The sequence below is a fragment of the Lentibacter algarum genome (genome assembly GCF_018860975.1).
Taxonomy (GTDB): domain Bacteria; phylum Pseudomonadota; class Alphaproteobacteria; order Rhodobacterales; family Rhodobacteraceae; genus Lentibacter; species Lentibacter algarum_A.
In genome coordinates this window covers 369002-392709 of sequence record NZ_JAHKQI010000005.1, presented here as the reverse complement: position 1 = coordinate 392709, position 23708 = coordinate 369002, and the positions used below count along the sequence as shown (strand labels likewise).

Genomic DNA, 23708 nt, shown 5'->3' with positions numbered 1-23708 from the left:
CATGCGCCGCAAGTCTCGCAATAGCCTTCTCGCCCTCTCTGTCTGCCTCCCCGGCGCGGCTCTGGCCGACTGCACCGCTGCCCCCGAACCTCTCGTAAGCCTCAGCTTCGAGAGCCGCTACGCCGACGACGACCCCTCGCGCAGCATCCTTGACGAAGACGCCGAGGAGGAAGCCAAAGAAGCCCTGAAAACACTCGACACCTTCATCAACGATCTCAGCACACGCACCGACGCGGCACTTGAATCAAACGATTCAGAGGCCGCCGTATGTGTCATGCAAGCCCTCGCAACATGGGCCGAGGCTGACGCGCTCTCAAACCTCAAAACCGAAACCGTGCAGCTCACAATCGCCTCGCGCATTGCCGCCCTTGCGTTGGTCGCCGCTCAAGTTTCGCCCTCCGCACAGCCCGCACACACAGCAACCGTAACAGCATGGCTCACCCGCCGCACCGAAGAACAAATGACGTTTTGGGAAACCGCCCCCGAAGGCGCTGCCTCCGGCAACTTGCGCGCATGGGCCGCCCTCGCCGTCGCTTCGACGGCACTGCTCAACAATGATCATGTCATGCGCGGTTGGGCGGCTTGGTCGCTTTCCTACGTTGCTTGCACCGCCAACGAAGACGGTTCCTTGCCGCAAGAAATGTCACGCAAACACCTTGCCCTGCACTATCAGCTTCATGCCGTCACTCCGCTCACCGTTACCGCCACCTTGCTAGAGCAACAAGGCGTCTCGGTGATGAACCGCTGCGAGCGCGCGCTTGACCGCATCGTCGCTTTCACCGTCCGCGACCTTACCGCAGGCGGAGCCGAGAGCGAAGCGATCACTGGCGAAGAACAGTCGCTCAACCAAGGCGCTGGCGATCTCAAAGACTTCCAACTCGCATGGGCCGAAAGCTGGCTCACCCTGCGCGCCAACCCCGAACTGGAAGCCATTGTGGCCCCTCGCCGCCCCCTGCGCTACTCAAAACTAGGTGGCGACCAAACCCGCCTCTGGCGCGGTGTTGTGACGGAAAAGTAGCAACACAGAACCCGCTCAGCCCGCAGCGAAGGGCGGGTTTGCAACCCCAGAATGGAAGTTATGATCTTTTTCTGCCTGCGGTTGCTGCGCATTGTTTTGGTTCGACTGGGTCAAATACGCTATAAAATTCCCTCAGCCATCCAGCGGTCAACAATCTTCAACGCGGTATCCGCAAAGGCCTGATCATTGATATGCGCGTCCAGCTCGTGCAGCTTCACATTGTTCGGCACATGCGCGCGCATCGCTGCGTTAAACGCCGCAAGCCCCTCGGCGTCGTGCAAATCCGCGCCCTCACGGTCCCACTCGTTGCAGCCATGAAGCGGCAGGATAACCTCGGTCGGCCCCACCGCCACGCGCAGCTTGTCGCAAATAACCTGCGCCAACTCACGCCGCTCGCCCGCATCCGTCATCGCCGAACTCAGCAGCCGGTTGTGCGCATGCAACGGCTTGCCCTTCAAACGCTCTGGGAGCGGCATCCAACCGACAAAATCAACCAGATCATAACACCCGGGCGCAATGATCTGCGGTATGCCACGCTTGCCCGCGTTGGTCATCCGGTCTGCCCCGGCGCTGATATTTGAACCGAGCATATGGTTGGTCACTTCCTGCGGTGCAAAATCAAGCACCGCCGCAAAAGCGCCCTCGGCAGCCAGCCCTTCAAAGGCCCGCCCGCCCATGCCTGTGGCGTGAAACACCGCAATCTCAAAGCCGCGTTCTTCCAGCGCGGGTTTGAGAGCAACCATATAGCGCAGCACGGTTTTTCCGAACGACGTCATCCCGATCAGCGGCTTTTCCCACTTGGGCGCTTCGACAGCTCGGGCCGCGCCCAAAACAGCGCCAGCAGCTTGGCTGAGCGAGGCTTTGCACACCGAGTTCAGCCCATACAAGCCGCCCGCCCAGAGGATCATTTGAATGTCAGGCGCTAGCCGCTCGGGGGGCAACATCGCCGAGAACGACACCGTCGAAACAACGTATTTCGGGACACCCAAAGGCAAAGCCAGACATAGGTCGAGTGCAAGGTCAGTGCCCATAGAGCCGCCCAAAACCACCACGCCGTCGAAGACGCCCTCTCGGTGTAGCCTCAGCGCCAAAGCACTCGCGCCCGCCGCCATAATCTGCATCGCCACGTTTTCATCGCCGCTGTCGATCGCAGCTTTGATGCTGCTCCCGCCCGCCTCGGCAACGTCATGTTTGGAATAATCCGTCGGTTGTTCAGGGTCGCCCAGCACACTTACATCCATGCTCACCGCCACCCCTCCCTGCGAGCGAATGCGCTCAGACATATACTCAAGCTCATCGTTTTTTGTGTCGTAAGTGCCAACGACCAAAATGCGTTTATCTGTCATAGCCTGCTCCCTGAAATGCGATTCCTCTGCGAGACTGACAGATAAAAGCAGCCTGAGCAATATTCCTAAACCATTGGATCAAATAGTAAACCGACTATCGGGCAGCCGCTTTGACAATTTCTGCGACCTCGCCAAACTGCTCGGCCAGCGGGCTGGTTTTACGCCAGATCATACCAATAGTGCGCTTGGGTTCCGCGTCCCGAAACCGCGCGACGCTCACATCAGCCGAGCGCGTTTCAACCGCAACAGCCATCTGCGGAATGAGCGTCACGCCCAGCCCCGAACCAACCATTTGCACCAGCGTCGACAGCGCGCTGGCATCTAGGCCCGCTTGTGGCCGCAACTGTGGCCCACCACAAAACGACAGCGCCTGATCGCGAAAACAATGCCCCTCTTCAAGCAGCAACAGCCGCATCTCACGCAGCCCTTCAGCGCTCGGAACAGGCTGGCCTTCCTGCGGCTTTGGACGCACCAGAACAAACGGCTCATCAAACAGCGCAACCTCAATAAACGCGGGTTCCGAGATCGGCAGCGCAACGATCGCTGCGTCAATCCTTCCAGCTTCAAGTTCGGTCAGCAGCTTTGATGTTTGGGTCTCGCGCACATGTACATCCAGCCCCGCGTAACGCTCCGACAAACCTTCAATAATCTTGGGCAAAAGGTAAGGCGCTATCGTCGGAATAACTCCCAGACGCAGCCGCCCGATCAGCCGCTCTTGCGCCATCCGCGCCATATCAGCCAACTCATCGGCCTGACGCAAAATGCCGCGCGCGTGCTCGCCAAACGTCTCGCCAAAACCCGTTAGTCGCACTTGCCGCGCCCTTCGCTCAAACAACGGCGTGCCAAGCTGCGCCTCAAGCTCTTTGATCTGCATCGACAACGCTGGCTGGCTGATATTACAAACCTCGGCCGCCAACCCGAAATGCCCCTGAGCGGCGAGCGCTTCAAAGTATCTTAGCTGCTTGAGAGTAAAGTTTACCATAAGCCCTGCTTATCTCAACAATCAGTAATTGCAACTTAAACCTATTACTCAACAATGCTAACCTCAACGTAAGAATCAGCACAAAAACCTCACAGGGAGAGACAAAATGGACGGAAACTCAGGCAAATGCCCCGTAATCCACGGCGCCGCCAGCATGAACACACGCTCAAACCGCGACTGGTGGCCAAACCAGCTCAACCTCGCCATCCTGCATCAACACGGCAACGCGTCTGATCCGATGAAAGGCGAGTTTGACTATGCCGAGGCGTTCAAAACCCTTGATCTCCCTGCCGTGAAGGCCGACCTGACAGCTCTGATGACCGACAGCCAAGACTGGTGGCCAGCCGACTATGGCCACTACGGCCCGTTGTTTATTCGCATGGCATGGCACTCCGCCGGCACCTATCGCACAGCCGATGGCCGCGGCGGCGCGAACACCGGCAACCAGCGTTTTGCCCCGCTCAACAGCTGGCCTGACAACGGCAACCTCGACAAAGCCCGCCGCCTCCTTTGGCCGATCAAACAGAAATACGGAAACGCCCTGAGCTGGGCCGATCTGTTCATCCTCGCCGGCAATGTGGCGATCGAAAGCATGGGCGGGCCGACCTTCGGTTTCGCCGGCGGGCGCCCCGACATCTGGGCACCGGAAGAAGACACCTACTGGGGCGCCGAGGCCGAGTGGCTGCAAGAATCCGGTGGAGAAAACAGCCGCTACTCGGGCGAGCGTGACCTCGAGAACCCCCTTGCAGCTGTGCAAATGGGCCTGATCTACGTCAACCCCGAAGGCCCAGACGGCAATCCTGATCCGGCCGCTTCCGGCTTTGATATCCGCGACACATTTGGCCGCATGGGCATGAACGACGAGGAAACCGTAGCGCTTGTCGCTGGCGGTCATACCTTCGGCAAAGCCCACGGCGCAGGTGATCCAAGCCTCGTTGAAGCTGACCCCGAAGGCGCGCCAACCGAGCAAATGGGTCTTGGCTGGAAGAACGGCTATAAATCCGGCAAAGGCATCGACACGACAACTTCCGGCGTCGAAGGCCCGTGGACAGCCAACCCTATCCAGTGGGATCACAACTATTTTGAACTCCTGTTCGACTATGAATGGGAACTCACAAAATCTCCGGCAGGCGCACATATCTGGCACCCTGTAGACCTGAAGGAAGAGCATTACGCCTTTGAAGTCGACGGATCAGACGCCAAAGTCACTCCGATGATGACAACCGCCGACATGGCTCTGCGCACAGACCCGATCCTCAAGGCAATCGCCCAGCGCTTCGCTGAAAACCCTGCCGAATTCGCCGATGCTTGGGCGCGCGCCTGGTTCAAACTCACACACCGCGACATGGGGCCAAAGGCCCGTTATCTCGGCTCCGAGGTTCCGAGCGAAGATCTCATCTGGCAAGACCCTCTGCCAGCCTCGACAAGCACGCTCTCTGACGCCGACATCAAGACGCTCAAAGCAGCCCTGCTCGACTGTGGTCTCACAACCTCCGAGTTGGTCAAAACAGCTTGGGCTTCAGCCAGCACCTTCCGCGGATCTGACTTCCGCGGCGGAGCAAATGGCGCGCGCATCCGCCTCGCGCCGCAAAACGGATGGGCAGCCAACGAGCCCGCTGAACTCGCCAAAGCACTCAAGGCTATCGAAGCCGTGCAAGCTGGCTTTGACGGCGAGGTTTCATTGGCCGATCTGATCGTGCTCGGCGGAAGCGCCGCGATCGAAGCCGCATCCGGCGCAGCGGTGCCTTTCACCCAAGGCCGCACTGATGCAACCGAGGCCCAAACCGACGCCGAGAGCTTTGATCCGCTCGAGCCTGAAGCAGACGGTTTCCGCAACTTCCTCAAGCGCGAATACACCGTGCCGGCGGAAGAAATGCTCATTGATCGCGCTCAGCTTCTAAAGCTCTCCGCGCCGGAAATGACAGCGCTCGTCGGCGGTTTGCGCACCCTCGGTGCAACCCACGGTGCATACGGCGTGTTTACAGCAAACCCCGGCAAGTTGAGCACTGACTTCTTCAGCACGATCACCGACATGGGCATCACTTGGTCGCCCCTTGATGATGGAACTTTTGAAGGCCGCGATACTGCTGGCAAAGTCAAATGGTCGGCAACGCGGGTTGACCTTGTGTTTGGTTCAAACTCGCAACTGCGCGCTCTGTCCGAGTTCTACGCACAGGCCGACAACGCCGAGCGCTTCACTGCCGACTTTATCGCCGCATGGGTCAAGGTGATGAACGCCGACCGTTTCGATCTGGCGTAAGCTTCAAGTTAGAAAATCAATCGGGCGCGCAGGGAAACCTCGCGCCCGTTTTGCGTTCTACTCCGCGTCAGTCAGCGTCAACTCGACAGGTGCAAGCCCGTCAATTTGCCCCGTGATAACGTCACCCGCTACAACAGGCCCAACGCCCGCTGGCGTGCCGGTCATGATCACGTCACCCGCGCGCAAATGGTAATATTGCGAGAGGTGCTGCACGATCTCGGCACAGCTCCAAACCATGTCATCAAGCGTCGCATCCTGTCGTGCTTCCCCGTTGACTTGCAGCGCAATCGCTTGCGGCCCAACTGCGCCAAAGTCTCCCGCCTTGGTGAGCGCAGAAAACACCGCAGCCCCCTCGACATCCTTACCAAGCGACCAAGGCCTGCGGTTGTCTTTGCCGTCTTGCTGGCGGTCGCGGCGCGTCATGTCGAGCGCGCAACCGTAAGCATAAACCGCGGCGGCAGCCTCGGCTTCACTGGCGCGAAACACCGGCGCACCAATAGCAAAAGCCAGCTCCATCTCGTGGTGGTAGTTTTGCGTGCCGGGCGGGTAAGGCAACGTGGCCCCCGAGTGCACAGCATGCGCCACCTGTTTGGTAAAATACCATGGCGCCTCGCGGTCAACTTCCCCGCCCATTTCCCTCGCATGGGCGACATAGTTTCGCCCGACACAAAAAATGCGAGCAACAGGATACTCCCCCGCCTCGGTAGCAACTTTCAGCGAAAAAACCTCCGAAGGCTCAAAGAGATAATCCGTCATCGTCTGCACTCCGTTTTTTCCAAAACTACTTTTTCTTCACATACTGCGTGAGAATGACAATCCGCTGGCCTTCAACACGTCCCTCAATGTGCTCGACATTGTCCTGCACGAGAGAAATGCCGCGCACAGCCGTGCCGCGCTTGGCGGTAAAGCCGCCGCCTTTTACGGGCAGGTCTTTGATCAACACAACCGTATCACCGCTGTTAAGGGTCACGCCGTTGCTGTCCTTATGGTCGCTCTCGGCGGCAACATTGTCAGCCCAAGCCTGTGTTTCTTCGTCAAGGTAGAGTTGCTCTAGCAAGTCCTGCGCCCAGCCCTCGGCCGACAACCGTTTGAGCATCCGCGCCGCGACCACTTGCACAGGCGCTTCCTCGCTCCACATTGCCGAGGCCAACCCGCGCCAGTGATTAGGCTGGGGTTCACCACTTATCTGCTCAAGACAGATTGCACAGATATCAACAGAAGCGCCCTGCGGCCCTCCTTCAACCAGGTAGGTGCTTAGAGGTGTTTCAGCAGAACAGAGTGGGCAAGTCATCGAGCTAATCCTTTGTTATCTCCCCTTGCTTTACACCCCTCGCAAACCAATGTCTCTAACCTGCGGTGTTGAAAGCCTTGCCCAAAGCACAAATATTTGTCTTTTGCATCTGCGCATTCCCATTTTGCGTCGTAACCGCTATTTGTGCAGATGATAATTGAGAGTATTGAGCGACTATGACTGTATTTCCGACGAAACGCCTAACCCTTCTCAAAGGGCTTCTGATAGCTGTAGCGCTCTGCTTTTTGTGGCTCCCCGCGCAGGCGCAGTCGTTGTTTTCGATAGGAGACTCAAGCCAGACAACCGAGAGCGCACCCGCCCTGACAGAAATGCTCGAGGCCGCGCGCGACGCCGGTATGCAGGTGATCATACTTGATCCCAACGGCAACACCACACCCGCAGAAAGCGATACTCCGGCAGCAGCAGAGGCCGCCACTGAGGACCGTAGCTCAGGATTGATGAAAATCCAGAAGCAAGGTCAGGCTCTAAGGGCCCTGTTGCGTGAGAAACTAAAGCAAATGCCCGCCGCTCTGAATGAGGTCGACTATATCCTCAAGGCCTCCGCACCAACGGGCTACATCTCTGATTTCGGCTTTGTGTTGCTTTGGACGCTCGTCCTGTTTGTGATCGGCTGGCTGTTTGAACGCTTCGTTTACGGACAGTATCTCGCCGGCCCGTACTTCATCCTGCCAATGGTGCGCCCGACACCGGAAGGCTATCTTGAAAAGCTACCTTTCCTGATCGCACGGTTTCTTGCCGGTGTCCTCGGCGTTCTTGTTAGTATGGGCGTGGCTTACCTGATCGGCGGCCTTGTCTTTGGGCCGACCAATGACAGCGCGATCGAGTTTACCATTACCGTGATCTTTGCGGCCTATTTCCTCAGCCGCATCGCCGCACTGCTCTGGCGAATGGTGCTCTCCCCGTTTCTGGGGCAATACCGCCTTTCGCGCTTTCCCGACAGGCAGGCAATGGTGCTATACCGCTGGATGTGGCGCATTGCTGTGCTTGATATCAGCGTTCAAATGTTCGCGCTCTGGCTCTATGAACTCGGCCTCAATCATGAAGTTTACGGGTTGTTTCTTTCGCTCGCGGGGCTGGCTGTCGCCCTGCTCAACATCGCGATGGTCTTGTTCAATCGCCGCGCCATCAGCAAAGCGCTTTGCAACGGAAAGCCGTTTGCTCAGGTGTCTTATGCAATGCGCTTTTTTGCTCGGGTCTGGGCGCCAGTCAGCATCGCTTACATTATCTTTGCATGGGGTCGCCTAACCTTTGATCTGCTGCGCGAATCTGAAACAAACATCCCTCTAATGGCCGGTGCTTACGCGGTGATCCTCAGCACCTTGGTTGTTTTTGCCTTCATCAACTTTCTTATCGAGTGGTTCTTTCAGCGCGGCCGTCGAATCCGCGCACTGAAAGAAGCCCATTACGCAGCCCAGCGCGCCGAGCGCGACGCCGCCGAAAGCGACGCCACAACCGCGGCCGACGCCGACACTCTCGCCGAAGCACGGATGAATGCTGCGCATTCGGGTGATGCCGACGAAGACGGTGACGAGGAAGGCGGAAGCGCACCCGGCCCCGCCACCGCAACCACATTGCCGCGCCTTCAGTATATCAACTCCTACGAAGACCTCGCCAAAAGGCTGGCAAGCATTCTTGCCCTCGTTGCCGGGGCATCGGTTGCCTTCAACATCTGGGGCTTCTCGCAAAACATGATGCGCCTGCCTCTGGTCGAGCGACTATATGACATCGGGACCATCCTGTTTTTAGGCTATCTCGCCTTTCACCTCTTTCGCATCTGGATCGACAAAAAAATCGAAGACGAAGCCCCGAGCGACGCCGAAGAAGTCGAGTTGGGTGACGAGGGCGGTGCAGGCAGCTCAAGCCGTCTTGGCACGCTGTTGCCCCTGTTTCGCGGGTTTATTCTGGCGATCATTGCAATGGCGATCGTCCTGATCACCCTGCTTGAACTGGGCATCAACGTCAGCCCTGTCTTTGCGGGTGCTGGTGTCGTCGGTCTTGCTATCGGCTTTGGGGCGCAAACCCTTGTCAGAGACATCTTCTCGGGCGCGTTCTTTTTGTTTGATGACGCCTTCCGCAAAGGCGAATATATTGACATCGGTTCTGTCAAAGGCACGGTCGAAAAGATCTCGGTGCGCTCGTTCCAACTGCGCCATCACCTCGGCGCCCTGCACACAATTCCCTTTGGTGAAATCCAGTTCCTCACCAACTTCTCACGCGACTGGGTGATTATGAAACTGCCGCTGCGCGTTACTTACGACACCGACGTCGAGCGCGTGCGCAAGCTGGTGAAAAACCTTGGCATAGAGCTCTTGGACGATCCGGAGATCGGCGATCAGTTCATCCAACCACTCAAGAGTCAGGGTGTCATCGAAATGCAAGATTCAGCGATGATCATTCGCGTCAAGTTCATGACCAAGCCCGGCGATCAATGGATCATCCGCAAGCGTGTCTACCAAGACATCCGCGAGCTTTTCGAGCGCGAAGGTATCAAGTTTGCGCATAAGGAAGTGACCGTGCGTCTGGCCGAGGGCAAGGTGAACAACCTAACCGAAGACGAGAAGAAAACGCTCGCCGCCGGAGCCATAGATCATGACGAAGGCGTCGTGCCAAAGCCACCAATGGATGACCGCTAGTCAGTGCTGGTAAGGGTCTAGCGCGTCGCGCAGCCCGTCGCCCATAAAGTTGAACGCGAGCACCACAAATATGATCGGCAACATCGGAATGGCCGTCCAGGGGTAAAGCTCGATCGACGACAGGTTCTGGGCGTCGTTAAGCATAATGCCCCAACTCACCGCCGGCGCTCGTAGGCCAAGCCCGAGAAACGACAGCGCAGTTTCGCCAAGGATCATCGCAGGTATAGACAGCGCCGCAGAAGCGATAAGATGCGAAGAGAAATTCGGCAGCAAATGTCGCCGGATCACCCGCGAACGCGTTGCGCCCATCATCTCGGCGGCGCGCACAAACTCTTCCTCACGCAGCGACAGAAACTTTGCCCGAACAGCCCTCGCAAGGCCGGGCCAGTCAAGCAAACCAAGGATAACCGATATGATAAAGAACACCGTCACCGGCCCCCAGTGTGACGGAACAGCCGCCGAAAGCGCAAGCCACAAAGGCAGCTCTGGTAGCGAGCGCAGTATTTCGATCAGCCGCTGAATGAGATAGTCAGGTGTGCCACCAAGGTATCCGGCGATCGAGCCAAAGAACAAGCCTAGCGTCATCGAGATCATAATCCCGATAATGCCGACCGTCAGCGACAGTTGCGCCCCGTAAAGAATGCGCGAGAACACATCCCGCCCGAGCCTGTCTGCCCCCCAAAGAAACACCGTTGTGCCTTCGGGTGCGCAAAACAGGTGTGTGCTTGTTTTGATCAGCCCTGCCAGCCGGTAGTCGCCCCCCTCACAAAACCACTCAAGTTTTTGGGGTGTGCTCTTGTCAGCCGTGTAAACCCATCGAAACGCCGTCAAGTCAGCCTCGCCCGTGGTCGCGTAGACATACGGCCCGACGAAGGCCCCCTCGTGAAACAAATTGATGCTCTGCGGCGCGGCGAACAAATAGTCCGAGTTGCGCTCATTGGGCGTGTAAGGCGCGATAAAGCCGACAAAGGGCAGCAGCACATAACTGATGATCAAAAAGATCGCCGAGATAAACGCCAGCCTATGCCTGCGAAAACGCCGGAAAAACAATCTGCGCGTCGAAAGATAGGCATCACGCCCAAGGCTTTGATCATTCTCCTCACTCGGGTGGTCAGTTTCGGGACGGGCAAAATGCTCACTCATTTGCGTGGCCCTCCGATGCGAATGCGCGGATCAAGCATAGCAAGCAGCATATCCGAAATCAGCGTGCCGATCAGGGTCAACAAAGCCACAAACATCAGGATGAACGCTGCCAGAAACTGGTCTTGCGTCTTAAGCGCCGTCAGCAAAGCTGGCCCGATGGTTTGCAAACCCAGCACAACAGACACCAGCACCGAGCCCGATATCATCGCAGGCAAGAGCGTGCCAATGTCAGCGATAAACGGGTTGAGCGACACCCGCAGCGGATACTTCATCAGCATCTTTCGCTCGCGCATACCCTTAGCCAGCGCGGTTTCAACGTAGGGTTTGCTCAACTCGTCAAGCATATTGGCCCTGAGCCGCTGCATCATCGAGGCAGCTCCGGCAGTGCCGACAACAAAGGTCGGAATGATCAGATGCAGCAAGATCGAGCGCAGCTTTTCAAAGCTCATTGCCTCGCCGACAAACTCGGGGGCCATCAGCCCGCCAATCGGCAAATCAAGGTATTTGTGCCCGTAGTAAAACAACACCAAAGCCAGCAGAAAGTTGGGCGTCGCCAGCCCGAGGTATCCGACAAGCGCAGTCGAGTAGTCAACCCAACTGCGCGCCCGCGCCGCCGCGAGAACTCCCAGCGGCAAAGCCACCACATAAACAAACAAGATCGCCGCAACATTGACCAAAACTGTCAGCCACAGCGTCTCTCCGACAATGTCAGCGACAGGTTGATCAAACTCGAACGACCAGCCGAAGTTGCCTTGCAACAACCCATAAAACCCGTTCGGGCCAGGGGCAAAGCCAACCCAGATAAGGTATTGCCTCCACAACGGTTGATCGAGCGAATACTCCGCCCGCAGAAACTCGGCTTTGGCGATCCCTGCTTGCTGGCCAGTGGCTTGCAACTCCATGATCTGGTTGCTCAAGTAGTCCCCCGGCGGCAGGTTGATGATGGTAAAAACCAACACCGAAACCACCAGCAAAGTGACCAGCATAGAGAGCAGCTTATAGGCCGCATATCCGAGCAACCTCATTCGCTTGTTCCTTCTTCAAAGAAGAACTCATCCATCCGTTGAACACCAAAATGCGCCCCCGGATCCCAAGCCCAGACAGCGCGCTCGGGAACATTGCGCAAGCGCTTGCTCACCACAACCGGTTGCGGCGCGCCGTTCAGCAGCCCGATAGCAAAAACCTGATCCGCATGGATGTCGATCATTTCCTGCCATATCCGGCTACGAAGCTGCGTGTCAGCCGTCTGCGCCCAGTCGTCCGCAAGCTCCATCAGGCGTATCGCGGCAGGCAAATCAGGCTTTTCTCCGAGCCGCCCACCTGACTGAAAATGCTGCCCCCACTTGGGCCATGACAAAAACTCCTGCTGGCGTGGAGCAACGTAATACGGCGGCGTGTCGGGTTGCGGCAACCCGTTGTCCCATCCATACCATGCCGCCGCCATAGCCTGCCCCGCATAAACCCGATTGCGCAAAATGTCGCGGTCAAGCCGGCGAATGACCAGCTCGACGCCGATGTCGTTCCAGGTATCCGAGATGATCTGCAAAGCATCCTCGACTTCGGGCCGTTCACCGGCCGTCTCAACGATCATCCGCAGCGGGCGCCCGTCATCCAAAAGCCTGACACCGTAAGAATTGCGCTCCAAAAGCCCCATGTCATCAAGCAACTTGTTGGCTTGATCAGGGTCATGGGTGGCCCAGTTTTTCAGGTTCTCTAGGCGGTAAAACGGGCTGTCCGGAAGCACCGTCATGCCGCCCTCTGCGGCAAGCCCGAAGTATAGCGCACGGTTTAGAATCCGCCGGTCAATCCCAAGAGACAACGCCCGCCGAAACCGCACATCGCGAAAAATACGACGATAGCTCTGATCAGCGTAATTCAGGTTCGGATAAATCGCGATCTGCGAGGCAACACCGCTCTCCCACAGATGGGTTTGATAGTCACCGCCGTCCGCCTCACCGAGCTTCAAAACCGACACATCCTTAAACGACAGCCCCCTGCCTTGTAGTTCGGTCTCGCCCGCATTTGCCTTGGTCGCCACAAGCCCGGGGCCGACAACATTCATCTCGATAATGTCTATGTATGGCAGTTGCCGCCCTTTGGTATCAACTCTGTGAAAATACGGATTGCGCACAAACAAAAACCGCGAGTTGCCATTCGTCGTCGCCAACATCCACGGCTGCAATGTCGGCAACTCGTGATTGTCGTTCTTATACATATTGTCATATTTGTTGTGCAGCGCCGCCCAACTCAACACCTTCTTACGTGCCATATGCTGCTGCATCGAGTTCGTATCAGAGTAGCGTTTATGAAACTGCTTGAGGTAATGCGCCGGTCGGTAAATGAACGGCGGGCGGGCCTTCGCCAGCGTGTGAAGAAAATCAAGGTTGGCTTCGGGCCACTCGAAAATCGCCGTCTGCGCATCGGGAAAGCTCGCCACAGGCAACGCACCGTTCACCCGCATAAAGTCCGGCGGGCCTGTCGGGTTCAGCTCTTCATTGTTGGCAATATCTTCCCACCAATAGCGCAGGTCTTCCGACGTGAACGCAGCACCATCCGACCAACGGTGCCCCGCTCGCAGACGCAACACAAAGCGCTTGTTGTCGCTGGTTTCAACTGCGCGCAAAATGTCGGGCTGCAACTGATACTGCGCATCATAACCCACCAACCGCGCATAGCCGTAAACCACCATAAGCCGGGTGTCTTTGCGACGGGTGATAAAGCTGTTCAGTGTCCCGCCATAAACACCCGCCACACGGCCTTTTGCCTCAAGATCAATGATGCTTGGTTCCCGCGGGAGCCTGTCAGCAAGAGCCGGCATATCCCCCTTCTCGACTTCTGCTTCCCAGAACGGAACAGGCACCAGTTCAAGCTTGTCAGCAAGCGCTGGCGCGGCCACCAATGCCGCGAGTAAAACTGCCAGCAACCTACCCAAAGCGACGCACCAAATGAGAGCCTTCAGCCGTCACCAATGGCGGCAACTTGCCCTCCGTGAGGCGGAACTCTTCCGGCCAGCCAGCGGCGCTACCTGCTCCCTTTGCAACAGCATTCAAATCCATCGGGCGGTGCACATCAGGCTCGGGGTGCGCAGCGATCAGCGCCTTGGTGTAAGGATGTAGCGGGTTGCGGAACAGCTGGTCTACCGGCCCCTGCTCGACAATCACACCGGCGCGCATCACCGCAACGCTATCGGCAATACTCGCCACAACCGCGAGGTCATGCGATATGAACAAATAGCTCAGCCCCAAACGCGCCTGCAAATCTCGCAACAGCGCAAGCACTTGTTCTTGCACAGAAACATCCAATGCCGAAGTTGGCTCATCGCAAACCAGAAACTCGGGTTTCATCATCAGTGCACGGGCAATCGACAACCGCTGCCGCTGCCCGCCCGAAAAGGCGTGCGGGTAACGATCTAGCATATCCGGCTTAAGCCCGACCCAACCCAGAATTTCGCAGGCCCGTGCCTCGCGTTCAGCCGGAGTGCCGATCTTGTGAATCTCCATCGGTTCGAACAAGGCCTCACGCACACGCATGCGCGGGTTGAGCGTCGAGTAAGGATCCTGAAACACCATCTGCGCTTTTTGCTGGAAGGCGCATCGCTGCCGCTTGTCGAGGTGCTGCAATTCCACCATCTCGCCGCTTCGGGGACAGTAGTGAACTTCACCGCCCTCATCCGGCTGCATCGCGCCCAGAGCAATGCGCCCGCACGTGGTTTTGCCAGAGCCACTTTCACCGACCACAGCCAGCGTCTTGCCACGCGTCACCGCGAGGTTGATCTCTTTCATCGCCGTGATCGTCGTCGCCTTCTGCCAGGGCTTGGAGGCCCGCAGCGAAAACGACTTGCAAACATTGCGCATGGTTAAAATATAGTCGGGCTCGGCAGCCTCGGGCTTACAGGCAACAGCCTCCGGAATGACCGGCGCTGCGGCGATCAGCTTTCTGGTGTAACTATGCTTTGGCGCGCTCAATACCGGCGCGATCGGCCCGGATTCAACAATCTGTCCGCTCTCCATCACCGCGATCTTGTCAGCCATGTTCGCAACCACACCCAGATCATGCGTAACCAGAACAATAGCCATGCCCGTTTCTTTTTGCAGGTCTTTGAGCAAACCCAGAACCGTCGCTTGCGTCGTCACGTCCAGCGCAGTGGTTGGTTCGTCGGCGATCAAGATTTCCGGCTCGGTTATGATCGCCATAGCGATCATCGCCCGCTGGCGCATTCCGCCCGACATCTCGAAAGGATAAGATTTGTAAGCCCGCTCGGCGTCAGACAAGCCAACCCGCGCCAGCGTTTCAAGAACTTTCTGGCGTCTGGCGGGTTTTGAAAGCTCCGAGTGCAACGCCAGCATCTCACCGACTTGGTTGCCGATAGTATGCAGCGGCGACAGGCTGCGCATCGGTTCCTGAAAGATCATCGAAACGCACCCGCCACGTAGCCTGCGCAGCGGCTTTCCCGCGAGCTTGAGCAAATCACATTCCGCGTCACCCCCACGGTAGATCACCTGCCCGCTCACAACTTCTGCCGCTTTCGGCAATAGCTGGATAATCGCGCGGCACGAAAGCGTCTTACCCGAACCGCTTTCCCCAACGAGAGCCAGTGTCTCGCCGTGGTGAATGTCAAAAAACACCTCTTGCAATACCGGCTTGCTCACCCCAAATCGGATCGAGAGATTTCGAACGCTCAGGACTGGCAGGTTCGGTTTTTCTGCGTGTGGCAATGTCATGCGTGAATGTGACTGCTTTTCGCGATCAACAACAAGTGAATTCTTCTTGCGCAGTCGCGTTTGAGGTTGTTTTCCCTCCGCCGTATAAGGCAGTAGACGCAAGACCCAAAGGATGAGCCCATGAGCAGACTTGATATTTTCATCAACCGTATGGTTTCCCAGCGCGCTTGCATTGACTTTGCACTCGCCGAAACCGCCCGCCTTTCCGGCCCTGTCTTTGAACTTGGCCTCGGCAATGGCCGCACCTATGATCACCTGCGTGAAAAAGCCGGCGCTGAAAACGTCTTTGTCTTCGAACGCGCGGTCGAATCAAACCCAGCCTCGACACCTGATCCAGAGATGGTCGTGCTTGGCGACGTGCGCGACACCTTGCCAAAGTCGCTAGAGCGCTTTGGCCCTACTGTGCGCTTTGCCCATGCCGACCTGGGCGGTCACAACCTTGAAAAGAACGACACTTTCGCGCGGCTTGTCTCGCCGCTGATCGAGCCGGTTCTTGCTGTCGGCGGTATTGTCGTTTCCAGCGACAAGATGTATTTTTCAGCCCTCAAAGAGCTGCCCCTTCCCGAAGGCGCAGTTGACGGTCGGTGCTTTATTTACCAGCGCGTAAGCTAAGCAGCGCGCATAAAGGAACGGCTGAATGACACTATCAAACGAAAGCATTGCCGTGCTCGGAATGGGCTATGTGGGCCTACCGCTTGCACTCGCAATTGCCGAAACAGGCCTGCCGGTCGTCGGTTATGACGTCAACGAAAAGCTGGTTGATGCCCTCAACGCCGGCACCGATCCCAACGGCGAAGTGCCAAGCGAGCGGCTTTCTGGCAACAACACGATCTTCTCCGCCGATCCTGCCGCAATCAGCAGCGCCACGATCTTTGTGATCGCCGTGCCAACCCCTGTCACCAAAGCCAAAAAACCTGACCTCGGCGCAGTGCTTTCGGCCTGTGCGGCGATCGGCCCCGCCCTCAAAAAGGGTGATCTCGTGGTGCTCGAGTCGACAGTCTACCCCGGTGTGACGGAAGAGGTGTGCGGCCCCGAGCTCGAGCGCCTGAGCGGGTTGAAAGCCGGCCCCGACTTTGCGCTTGGCTATTCGCCCGAGCGTATCAACCCCGGCGATGCCATGCACTCGCTTGCACAGGTGGTCAAAGTGATCGCCGCGCAAGACGCCGAAACCCTTGACCGCGTCGAAGCCCTCTATGCGCCGGTTGCAACAGGCGGCCTGCACCGCGCGTCTTCTATCAAAACAGCCGAAGCCGCAAAGATCATTGAAAACACCCAGCGTGACCTCAACATCGCTCTGGTTAACGAGTTCTCGCTGATATTTGAGCGCATGGGGCTCGACACACTAGAAGTGCTCGAAGCCGCTGGCACCAAATGGAATTTCCTGCCGTTCCGGCCCGGTCTCGTTGGCGGGCATTGCATCGGCGTTGATCCTTACTACCTCACCTACCGCGCGCAGCAACTGGGCTATCACCCCGAGGTCATTCTCGCCGGACGCCGCATCAACGACAAGATGGGCCAGCATATTGCCCGCACGCTTGTTAAAGAACTTGTCGGTCAGGGCCGCGACCTCAAAAACAGCAAAGTGCTGGTGCTTGGCTTTACCTTCAAGGAAGATTGCGCCGATATCCGCAACACCCGCGTCGCCGATATTGTCGACGAGCTCAACTCCTACTCGGTAAAAACCGACATCTACGACCCGCGCGCCAGTGCTGACGCCATTTTCGAGCACTACGGTTACGAGCCCCTGCCAGACCTGCCAAAAGGCGGATATGATGCCGTTATACTGGCCGTTGCGCATAAGCAGTTCGTCAAGCTGGGTGCTGATGCCGTGCGCGCGCTCACCGGCCCGAAGGGAATTGTGTATGACATCAAGGGAATCTTTGATAAGTCAAAAACTGACTTAAGACTTTGACAAACCGAGTGACTGCCTTGGAAGATACGACACATACACCACCTGTGACTTCCGAAGGCGAAAGCCCACCCAAAGTCCTGTTTTACAGCCACGACACCTTCGGGCTCGGACACTTGCGCCGGTCACGCGCGCTGGCCTCGGCGATCACCCAGTCTTACAGCTCGGTTTCCGCACTTATCCTCACCGGTTCTCCCGTCGCAGGGCGCTTTGCCTTTCCTGATCGGGTCGATCATATTCGCCTGCCCGGAGTCACCAAAAATGCCGAGGGGCATTATGTCTCGCAAGCCCTTGGCCTTGATATCGACGACACGACAGCCCTGCGCTCGGGCATCATCAAAGCCACGGTCGAGAATTTCGCCCCCGATCTGCTGATCGTTGACAAAGAGCCGACAGGCTTTCGAGGCGAGCTTCTGCCATCGCTCGACTGGCTCAAGGAGCACACCGACACAAAGCTCATCCTCGGGCTGCGCGATGTGCTCGACAGCCCCGATGTGCTCGCCGACGAGTGGGAGCGCAAAGGCGCACTCGACGCTGCCGAAAAATATTACGACGAGGTCTGGGTCTACGGCCTCAAAGAAATCTACGATCCCTGTGCAGGATTGGCCCTGTCAGATCGCCTGCGCGCGCGTATGCATTGGACGGGCTACATCCACCGCGAGATCGGCACCGTGACCGAACCTGAAGACGAGCCCTACATTCTCGTCACACCCGGAGGAGGCGGCGACGGTGCCTTCATGGTTGATCTGCTGCTCTCGGCCTATGAGCAAGATCCGGAGCTGTCACCGAAAGCCGTGTTGGTTTACGGGCCTTTCCTGTCCGGTCAAACCCGTGAAGACTTCGAGCAGCGCATCGAGCAGCTTAAAGGCCGTGTCCGTGCCGTCGGGTTCGAAAGCCAGATCGAAAACCTGTTTGCCGGAGCCGAGGGCGTCGTCTCGATGGGGGGTTACAACACCTTTTGCGAAATCTTGTCATTCAACAAACCCGCAATCATCGTGCCGCGGGTCTTTCCTCGCAAAGAGCAGTTCATCCGCGCCAGCCGCGCCGAGGAGCTGGGCCTCATCCGTATGCTCGACCCGACAGAAAACCAGCTAACCGTTGAAAACATGATCACCGCCATCCGCGCATTACCGGCTCAAAAGCCGCCATCCGAAGGGCAGCTTTCTGGCCTTCTCGGCGGGCTGGACACCGTGACAGAGCGGGTCAGCGTCCACATCCCCACCCTGCTTGAGCGTGCCGAATAATGCCCCCTAAAGGTGCCGCAAAAGTCGCAGTGGTGGTTAAAGGCTGGCCGCGCCTCTCCGAAACATTCATCGCCCAAGAGCTTGTCGCCCTACAGCGCGCCGGGCTTGACTTTGACATCTGGTCACTGCGTCACCCGACCGACACCAAAACCCACCCGCTACATGATCAGTTCACCGGCAAACTTGTGTATCTGCCTGAATATCTAAGCAAATCCCCCCTGCGCACGGCCCTTGGCGTGTTGCGTAACTTGGTGCGCCCGCGCTTTTACCGCGCTTTGGCAATCTGGCTGGGTGACTTGCGCCGCGACAAAACCCGCAACCGCATCCGTCGCTTCGGGCAGGCCTGCGTCATGGCCCGCGAGTTGCCCGCCGAAACCGAAGCGCTCTATGCGCACTTCCTGCACACACCCGCCTCTGTCACGCGCTATGCCGCTATCATGCGGGGCATTCCCTGGGCTGTTTCGGCGCACGCAAAAGATATCTGGACATCGCCCGAATGGGAGCTGCGCGAGAAGCTGCAAGCCAGCACCGAGGGCGCGGCGTTCCTGGCGACATGCACAGGCGTCGGTGCTGATCACCTGCGCGCGCTTGCCGACACGCCCGAGCGCGTAATGCTCATCTATCACGGCCTCGACATGGCGCGCTTTCCGCCGCCGCCCGAGCGCTCGGCCGGAACTGAAACATGCAACATTCTGTCTGTCGGGCGTCTGGTCGAGAAGAAGGGTTTCGACAACCTCATCGAGGCCCTCGCTCTGCTGCCCGAAAGCGTGCAGTGGCACTGGCATCACATCGGCGGCGGCACGCTGTCTGGCAAGCTGGAAGCGCAGGCCGAGGCCGCAGGCATTGCTGACAAAATCACATGGCATGGCGCGCAGGATCAGCCCTTTGTCATTGACGCCATGCGCAACGCCGACATCTTCGCTCTGCCCAGCCGCATCGCTGAAGACGGCGACCGCGACGGCCTGCCCAATGTGCTCATGGAAGCCGCCTCGCAAAAGCTCGCGATCCTCTCGACATCCGTCTCCGCGATCCCCGAGTTTATCGACACAGGCACCCACGGTATCCTCAGCTCCGACACGCCTGAAGCCTTGGCACAAGCGCTCAACACGCTGGCCAGCGACGGCGCTCTGCGAATGAAACTTGCGGACAACGCCTACCGGCGCTTGCTCGACGAATTTGCCATGCAACCGGGTATCGACACTCTCTACCAACGTTTGACGCAGTTGATAAACCGGAGGCCATAATGCGCCAGCTTCCGTTTTATGCGCCGCTCAAATCCCCGGATCACCCGACACCCTCTGGCGATAGGCAAATCGCACGCAGTTTGTTGACCATCCTCAGCGACAGCGATCGCGGGGTTCAAGCCACACTCGCCTCGTCTCTGCGCAGCTATGAAAAACACGGACAGGCCACAGCGCAGGCCAAGCTCCGCAAGCAAGCCGAGGCGGAAGTCGCGCGGCTCGTCCCTTTGGGCCGCGAAAACGGCTGGCCGCTTTGGGTGACCTATCACAACTACTACAAAGCACCCGACTTGATCGGCCCTGCCGTCAGCCGCGCACTTGGCATCCCCTATGTATTGATTGAAGCGTCACGCGCACCCAAACGCCTCGTGGGGCCTTGGGCCGCTTTCGAGCAAGCCGCACAAACCGCCAGCGACCATGCAGCGCTGCACTTCTACTTTACCGAGCACGACGCCGAGCAACTGCTGGCCGCCCGCACGCAAGGGCAACAACTGGTGCACCTGCGGCCCTTTCTTCCTCGGCAATCGCTCCCGCCTGCAAAGCCTGCCGCGCCTTCAAACAAGCTCGTGACTATGGCAATGATGCGCCCCGCAAACAAGCTCGCCTCCTACCTGCGTCTGTCTGAAACCCTGCCGCTGATCAAAGCGCCCGATTGGACACTCACCATCATCGGCACAGGCACCGAAGAGGCGGCCGTTAAACAAGCCTTCGCGCCCTTCGGCAGCAAGATCACCTACAAAAGCATGTTGCCACCCGACCAGATCGAGCATGAGCTCTCACGGCACGCGCTCTTCCTTTGGCCCGGCATCGATGAAGCCTTTGGCATGAGCTATATTGAGGCACAGGCGCAAGGGCTTGCCGTCGTCGCCGAACACCGCAGCGGCGTGCGCGAAGTGGTTGAACCTTCGGGCCTGACACCCCCCGACAGCCCTCAACTCTACGCCGACAAAATCACCGAGCTGATGCTCAATCCCGACAAACTGGTTGCCGCGCAGCAAGCCGCTCGTGATAAGGTTGTAGCACATCACCTTTTGCCCGCGGCCCGCCGCACGATCTGGGCCGCACTCGACACGCTACTGGACACGCAACCATGATCCGCATCGCTCTCATCCGCCACGGTCACACCCCGTGGAACCGCGCTGGTCAAATTCAGGGCCGCACCGATATCGCACTCGACCAGCAAGCCAAGGAAGACCTGTCCGGGTTTTCCCTACCCGCTGAATGGCACGCGGCGCAAATCGTCTCCAGCCCGCTCAAACGCGCCACCGAAACCGCAGGCATCCTTGCCGGTGAGCCGGTCACAATCCCCGCCCTCACCGAAATGAACTGGGGCGATTGGGAAGGCCTCAAAACCGCAGAGCTCGGCCGTGACCCGTCTTCAGGTTATCGCCACATTGAAGAGTGGGGCTGGGGCTTTCGCCCACCTCAAGGCGAGAGCCTCGCAGACGTACGCGCGCGCGTCATGCCTTGGGTGCTTGGCCTCACCACCGACACACTCGCTGTCTGCCATATCGGCATCATGCGGGTTGTCCTCGGGCAAGCCTTCGGCTGGAACTTTACCGGTGAGCCGCCCTTCACCGTCAAGCGAAACCGGCTGTTTGTGCTCGAACTTAACAAGGGCAGCTTGCAGCCCGCCGATCCACTCGTTGTTCGCCTGCCGAAGCGCTCATGAGAGTTCTCGTCGTCGTAACGCATCTTCTCGGAGCAGGGCACCTAACCCGTGCCGCTGTTCTGGCGCGTGGCTTCTCACAGGCTGGCCACGAGGTTCTGCTCATGTCAGGCGGCTTCCCCGCGCCGCATATCGACACCTCCGATCTCACCCTCGCCCAACTGCCCCCGGTGCGCTCTGACGGGCTTGACTTCAGCACCCTGCTCAATGACAGCCAACAGCCCATAACCGAGGCGTGGCGCACTGCGCGACAGCATGAAGCCGCCCGCCTCACGGGCACATTTCGCCCGGATGTGGTGATCACCGAGCTCTACCCCTTCGGCCGCCGGCAACTCGCGAGCGAGTTCAACGCGATCATCGACGCCGCCAAAAAAGCAAACCCCGAGGCGCGCATCGCCTGCTCGATACGCGACATCCTCGCGCCGCCTTCCTCTGCCAAAAAGGCACGCAAAACAACCGAGGCACTGGCCAAATATGACAGTGTCTTTGTCCACTCCGACGAGGCCGTCGTGCCGCTCGAGCTGAGCTGGCCGGTTGATCCGGCCTGGCAACATAAACTGCGATACACCGGGTTTATCGCACCCGCACCGCCCGTCAAAACAACCCCGACAAACGAAGTGCTTGTCAGCGCTGGCGGTGGCGCGGTCGGCCGTGAACTTTACAAAACCGCCGCCGCCGCTGCCCGTATCAGCCCGCTCACATGGCGGCTTCTGGTCGGCGGCAGTGACGCCGCCAGCTTCTGCGCTCACCTCATGCAAGACGCCCCCGACAACCTGATAGCCGAGCCGAACCGCGCCGACTTCCGAACCCTGCTGGCGAACGCCTCGGCTTCGGTCAGCATGTGTGGCTACAACACTTGCATGGACCTGCTTCAAACCGGCACACCCGCCGTCATTGTGCCTTTTGACGACGGCGGAGAAACCGAGCAAAGCCTGCGGGCACAGGGCCTCACAGCATTGGGCGGCTTCACGGTTTTGCCCTCGGCCCAGCTCGCAGCTGAAGCCCTTGTCGCGGCGCTGGACACTTCTCTCGCTGCCCCTCCGCGCGCCACTACCGGCATCAACTTCAGCGGCGTGTCCGAAGCCGTGCGCCTGCTAGGAACCCTGAAAGGACAGCACGATGTCTGACTGGCAAGACCTGAAAGCAGAGCTCAAGATCTGGCAAGCCGAAGGGTTGAGCCTGCCGTTCTGGTGGCGCGACGACGACGCAATCGCCGCAACGCCCGCCCTTGAGCGCCTCGGTGCATTGGCGCGCTCACACGCCATGCCCGTGCACATCGCCGTGATCCCCTCGCTGCTTGAAGAAAGCCTCGTGCAAGCCGTCAACACCAGCGACACCTTCAAAGTGCTCACCCACGGTTGGGCGCATAAAAATCACGCGCTTTCAGGCAAGAAATGTGAGTTCGGCGGCGACCGCCCGCTCGCTGTCCGCCAACAAGAAGCCCGCGATGGCCGCGACATATTGCAGGCCGGGTTCGGTGCCAATGCCTATGATGTTTTCGTGCCGCCATGGAACCGCATCGCAGATGACCTCACCGCTGAACTCCCCACGCTCGGCTATGAAGCGATCTCGACATTCACCCCGCGCAGCACGGCCACAACCCCTGAAGGCCTGCACATCGTCAACACGCATCTTGATCCGATCGACTGGCGCGGCACCCGCGACACCGTGCCCCCCGCACAGTTCGCACAGTCAGCCGCCGCCCTCCTGCAAGCCCGCCGCATGGGTAAAGATGACAGCACCGAGCCCCTCGGCCTGCTCACCCATCACCTCGTGCATACCGCTGATATCTGGCACACCGTCGAGGCGTTTCTTGACGTGCTCATGGCAGGCCCGGTTGAGGCCGTTCACCCGTTCTCGTAAACCGCCTTGGCCACAAGCCACGTCACCGGAAACGAAACAACAAACCCGATAAGCGCCGCAATCAAGATCGGCACGAGCGTGTCATACCCACTCACCAACGCCGCAATAACCCCGATGCCAGCCAAGGTGCTGCCGATGAACAAATGAAATATAAGCGCCATACGAAGCATGTGATTTCCTCTCGGTGTGTTGAGGGGCTTTTACCTTGGGATATCCAGCACAACTTTGATCTAGGTCAGAAGCCGCGCACCGCCAGACCGTGGGCAGGCGACCCAACTTAAGTGACCGCCACTTTATCTCGCAAACTCCGAAAACCCTATCGGCGTGGCACTGCCCTCACCCAATCGCCAGCCCAAGGGACGGTCTG

Annotated in this window: 20 protein-coding genes; 11 read left to right on the top strand and 9 right to left on the bottom strand. The window is 58.5% G+C overall.

Annotation, left to right across the window (positions count from 1 at the left end; genetic code table 11):
• Position 1 precedes the first annotated feature (1 nt).
• A complete protein-coding gene (locus KO498_RS06200; RefSeq protein ID WP_215959009.1) occupies positions 2–1018 on the top strand; it encodes an alginate lyase family protein in 1017 nt (338 codons plus the stop codon).
• A gap of 119 nt (positions 1019–1137) precedes the next feature.
• Here KO498_RS06200 and KO498_RS06195 read toward each other — a convergent pair whose 3' ends face one another.
• Together KO498_RS06195 and KO498_RS06190 are read right to left on the bottom strand one after the other, a co-directional pair.
• Positions 1138–2364: a Tm-1-like ATP-binding domain-containing protein gene (locus tag KO498_RS06195; RefSeq protein ID WP_215959008.1), complete on the bottom strand. Its 1227-nt coding sequence runs from the start codon at positions 2362–2364 to the stop codon at positions 1138–1140.
• Positions 2365–2458: 94 nt separating this feature from the next.
• The gene (locus KO498_RS06190) at positions 2459–3346 is read right to left on the bottom strand and encodes a hydrogen peroxide-inducible genes activator (RefSeq protein WP_215959007.1); all 888 of its coding nucleotides are present in this window, start codon (positions 3344–3346) and stop codon (positions 2459–2461) included.
• Positions 3347–3452: 106 nt separating this feature from the next.
• On the opposite strand from KO498_RS06190, the gene katG reads away from it, so the two are divergent.
• Entirely contained in the window at positions 3453–5606 is a 2154-nt protein-coding gene (gene katG / locus KO498_RS06185; RefSeq protein WP_215959006.1) for a catalase/peroxidase HPI, read from the top strand.
• Between the two features lie 57 nt (positions 5607–5663).
• Here katG and KO498_RS06180 read toward each other — a convergent pair whose 3' ends face one another.
• Positions 5664–6362: a fumarylacetoacetate hydrolase family protein gene (locus tag KO498_RS06180; protein ID WP_215959005.1), complete on the bottom strand. Its 699-nt coding sequence runs from the start codon at positions 6360–6362 to the stop codon at positions 5664–5666.
• A 25-nt stretch (positions 6363–6387) separates the two neighbouring features.
• Complete coding sequence (locus KO498_RS06175; protein WP_215959004.1) at positions 6388–6897, bottom strand: PhnA domain-containing protein; 510 nt, start codon at positions 6895–6897, stop codon at positions 6388–6390.
• A 176-nt stretch (positions 6898–7073) separates the two neighbouring features.
• On the opposite strand from KO498_RS06175, the gene KO498_RS06170 reads away from it, so the two are divergent.
• Complete coding sequence (locus KO498_RS06170; RefSeq protein WP_252731295.1) at positions 7074–9551, top strand: mechanosensitive ion channel family protein; 2478 nt, start codon at positions 7074–7076, stop codon at positions 9549–9551.
• Here the strand turns inward: KO498_RS06170 and KO498_RS06165 are convergent, their stop codons facing one another.
• From KO498_RS06165 to KO498_RS06150, 4 genes are read right to left on the bottom strand one after another with little or no spacing between them, the layout of a single operon-like run.
• Positions 9552–10694 (bottom strand): ABC transporter permease, encoded by a 1143-nt coding sequence (locus tag KO498_RS06165; RefSeq protein WP_215959003.1) that lies wholly within the window; start codon positions 10692–10694, stop codon positions 9552–9554.
• Complete coding sequence (locus KO498_RS06160; protein WP_215959002.1) at positions 10691–11719, bottom strand: ABC transporter permease; 1029 nt, start codon at positions 11717–11719, stop codon at positions 10691–10693. The genes KO498_RS06165 and KO498_RS06160 overlap by 4 nt, the downstream gene beginning before the upstream one ends.
• Positions 11716–13626 (bottom strand): ABC transporter substrate-binding protein, encoded by a 1911-nt coding sequence (locus KO498_RS06155; RefSeq protein WP_252731294.1) that lies wholly within the window; start codon positions 13624–13626, stop codon positions 11716–11718. The genes KO498_RS06160 and KO498_RS06155 overlap by 4 nt, the downstream gene beginning before the upstream one ends.
• Positions 13619–15415, bottom strand: coding sequence for an ABC transporter ATP-binding protein (locus KO498_RS06150; protein WP_215959001.1), 1797 nt, complete (start codon positions 15413–15415; stop codon positions 13619–13621). Before KO498_RS06150 ends, KO498_RS06155 begins: the two co-directional genes overlap by 8 nt.
• Before the next feature lie 120 nt (positions 15416–15535).
• Between KO498_RS06150 and KO498_RS06145 the strand changes: the two genes are divergently transcribed.
• The 8 genes from KO498_RS06145 to KO498_RS06110 are packed head-to-tail and all read left to right on the top strand — an operon-like array spanning position 15536 to position 23341.
• Entirely contained in the window at positions 15536–16027 is a 492-nt protein-coding gene (locus KO498_RS06145; protein ID WP_215959000.1) for a class I SAM-dependent methyltransferase, read from the top strand.
• Between the two features lie 25 nt (positions 16028–16052).
• Positions 16053–17327, top strand: coding sequence for a nucleotide sugar dehydrogenase (locus tag KO498_RS06140; protein WP_215958999.1), 1275 nt, complete (start codon positions 16053–16055; stop codon positions 17325–17327).
• A gap of 17 nt (positions 17328–17344) precedes the next feature.
• A complete protein-coding gene (locus KO498_RS06135) occupies positions 17345–18568 on the top strand; it encodes a glycosyltransferase family protein (protein WP_252731293.1) in 1224 nt (407 codons plus the stop codon).
• A complete protein-coding gene (locus KO498_RS06130) occupies positions 18568–19812 on the top strand; it encodes a glycosyltransferase family 4 protein (protein ID WP_215958998.1) in 1245 nt (414 codons plus the stop codon). The genes KO498_RS06135 and KO498_RS06130 overlap by 1 nt, the downstream gene beginning before the upstream one ends.
• Positions 19812–20903, top strand: coding sequence for a glycosyltransferase family 4 protein (locus KO498_RS06125; RefSeq protein ID WP_215958997.1), 1092 nt, complete (start codon positions 19812–19814; stop codon positions 20901–20903). Before KO498_RS06130 ends, KO498_RS06125 begins: the two co-directional genes overlap by 1 nt.
• On the top strand, positions 20900–21481 hold the full coding sequence (locus tag KO498_RS06120; RefSeq protein ID WP_215958996.1) for a histidine phosphatase family protein: 582 nt from the start codon (positions 20900–20902) through the stop codon (positions 21479–21481). Before KO498_RS06125 ends, KO498_RS06120 begins: the two co-directional genes overlap by 4 nt.
• Entirely contained in the window at positions 21478–22605 is a 1128-nt protein-coding gene (locus KO498_RS06115; RefSeq protein WP_215958995.1) for a glycosyltransferase family protein, read from the top strand. Before KO498_RS06120 ends, KO498_RS06115 begins: the two co-directional genes overlap by 4 nt.
• Positions 22598–23341, top strand: coding sequence for a polysaccharide deacetylase family protein (locus KO498_RS06110; RefSeq protein ID WP_215958994.1), 744 nt, complete (start codon positions 22598–22600; stop codon positions 23339–23341). The genes KO498_RS06115 and KO498_RS06110 overlap by 8 nt, the downstream gene beginning before the upstream one ends.
• On the opposite strand, the gene KO498_RS06105 is transcribed toward KO498_RS06110, so the two are convergent.
• Positions 23326–23511, bottom strand: a complete 186-nt coding sequence (locus tag KO498_RS06105; protein WP_215958993.1) for a CTP synthetase — start codon at positions 23509–23511, stop codon at positions 23326–23328. The genes KO498_RS06110 and KO498_RS06105 overlap by 16 nt on opposite strands.
• Between the last annotated feature and the right edge of the window lie 197 nt (positions 23512–23708).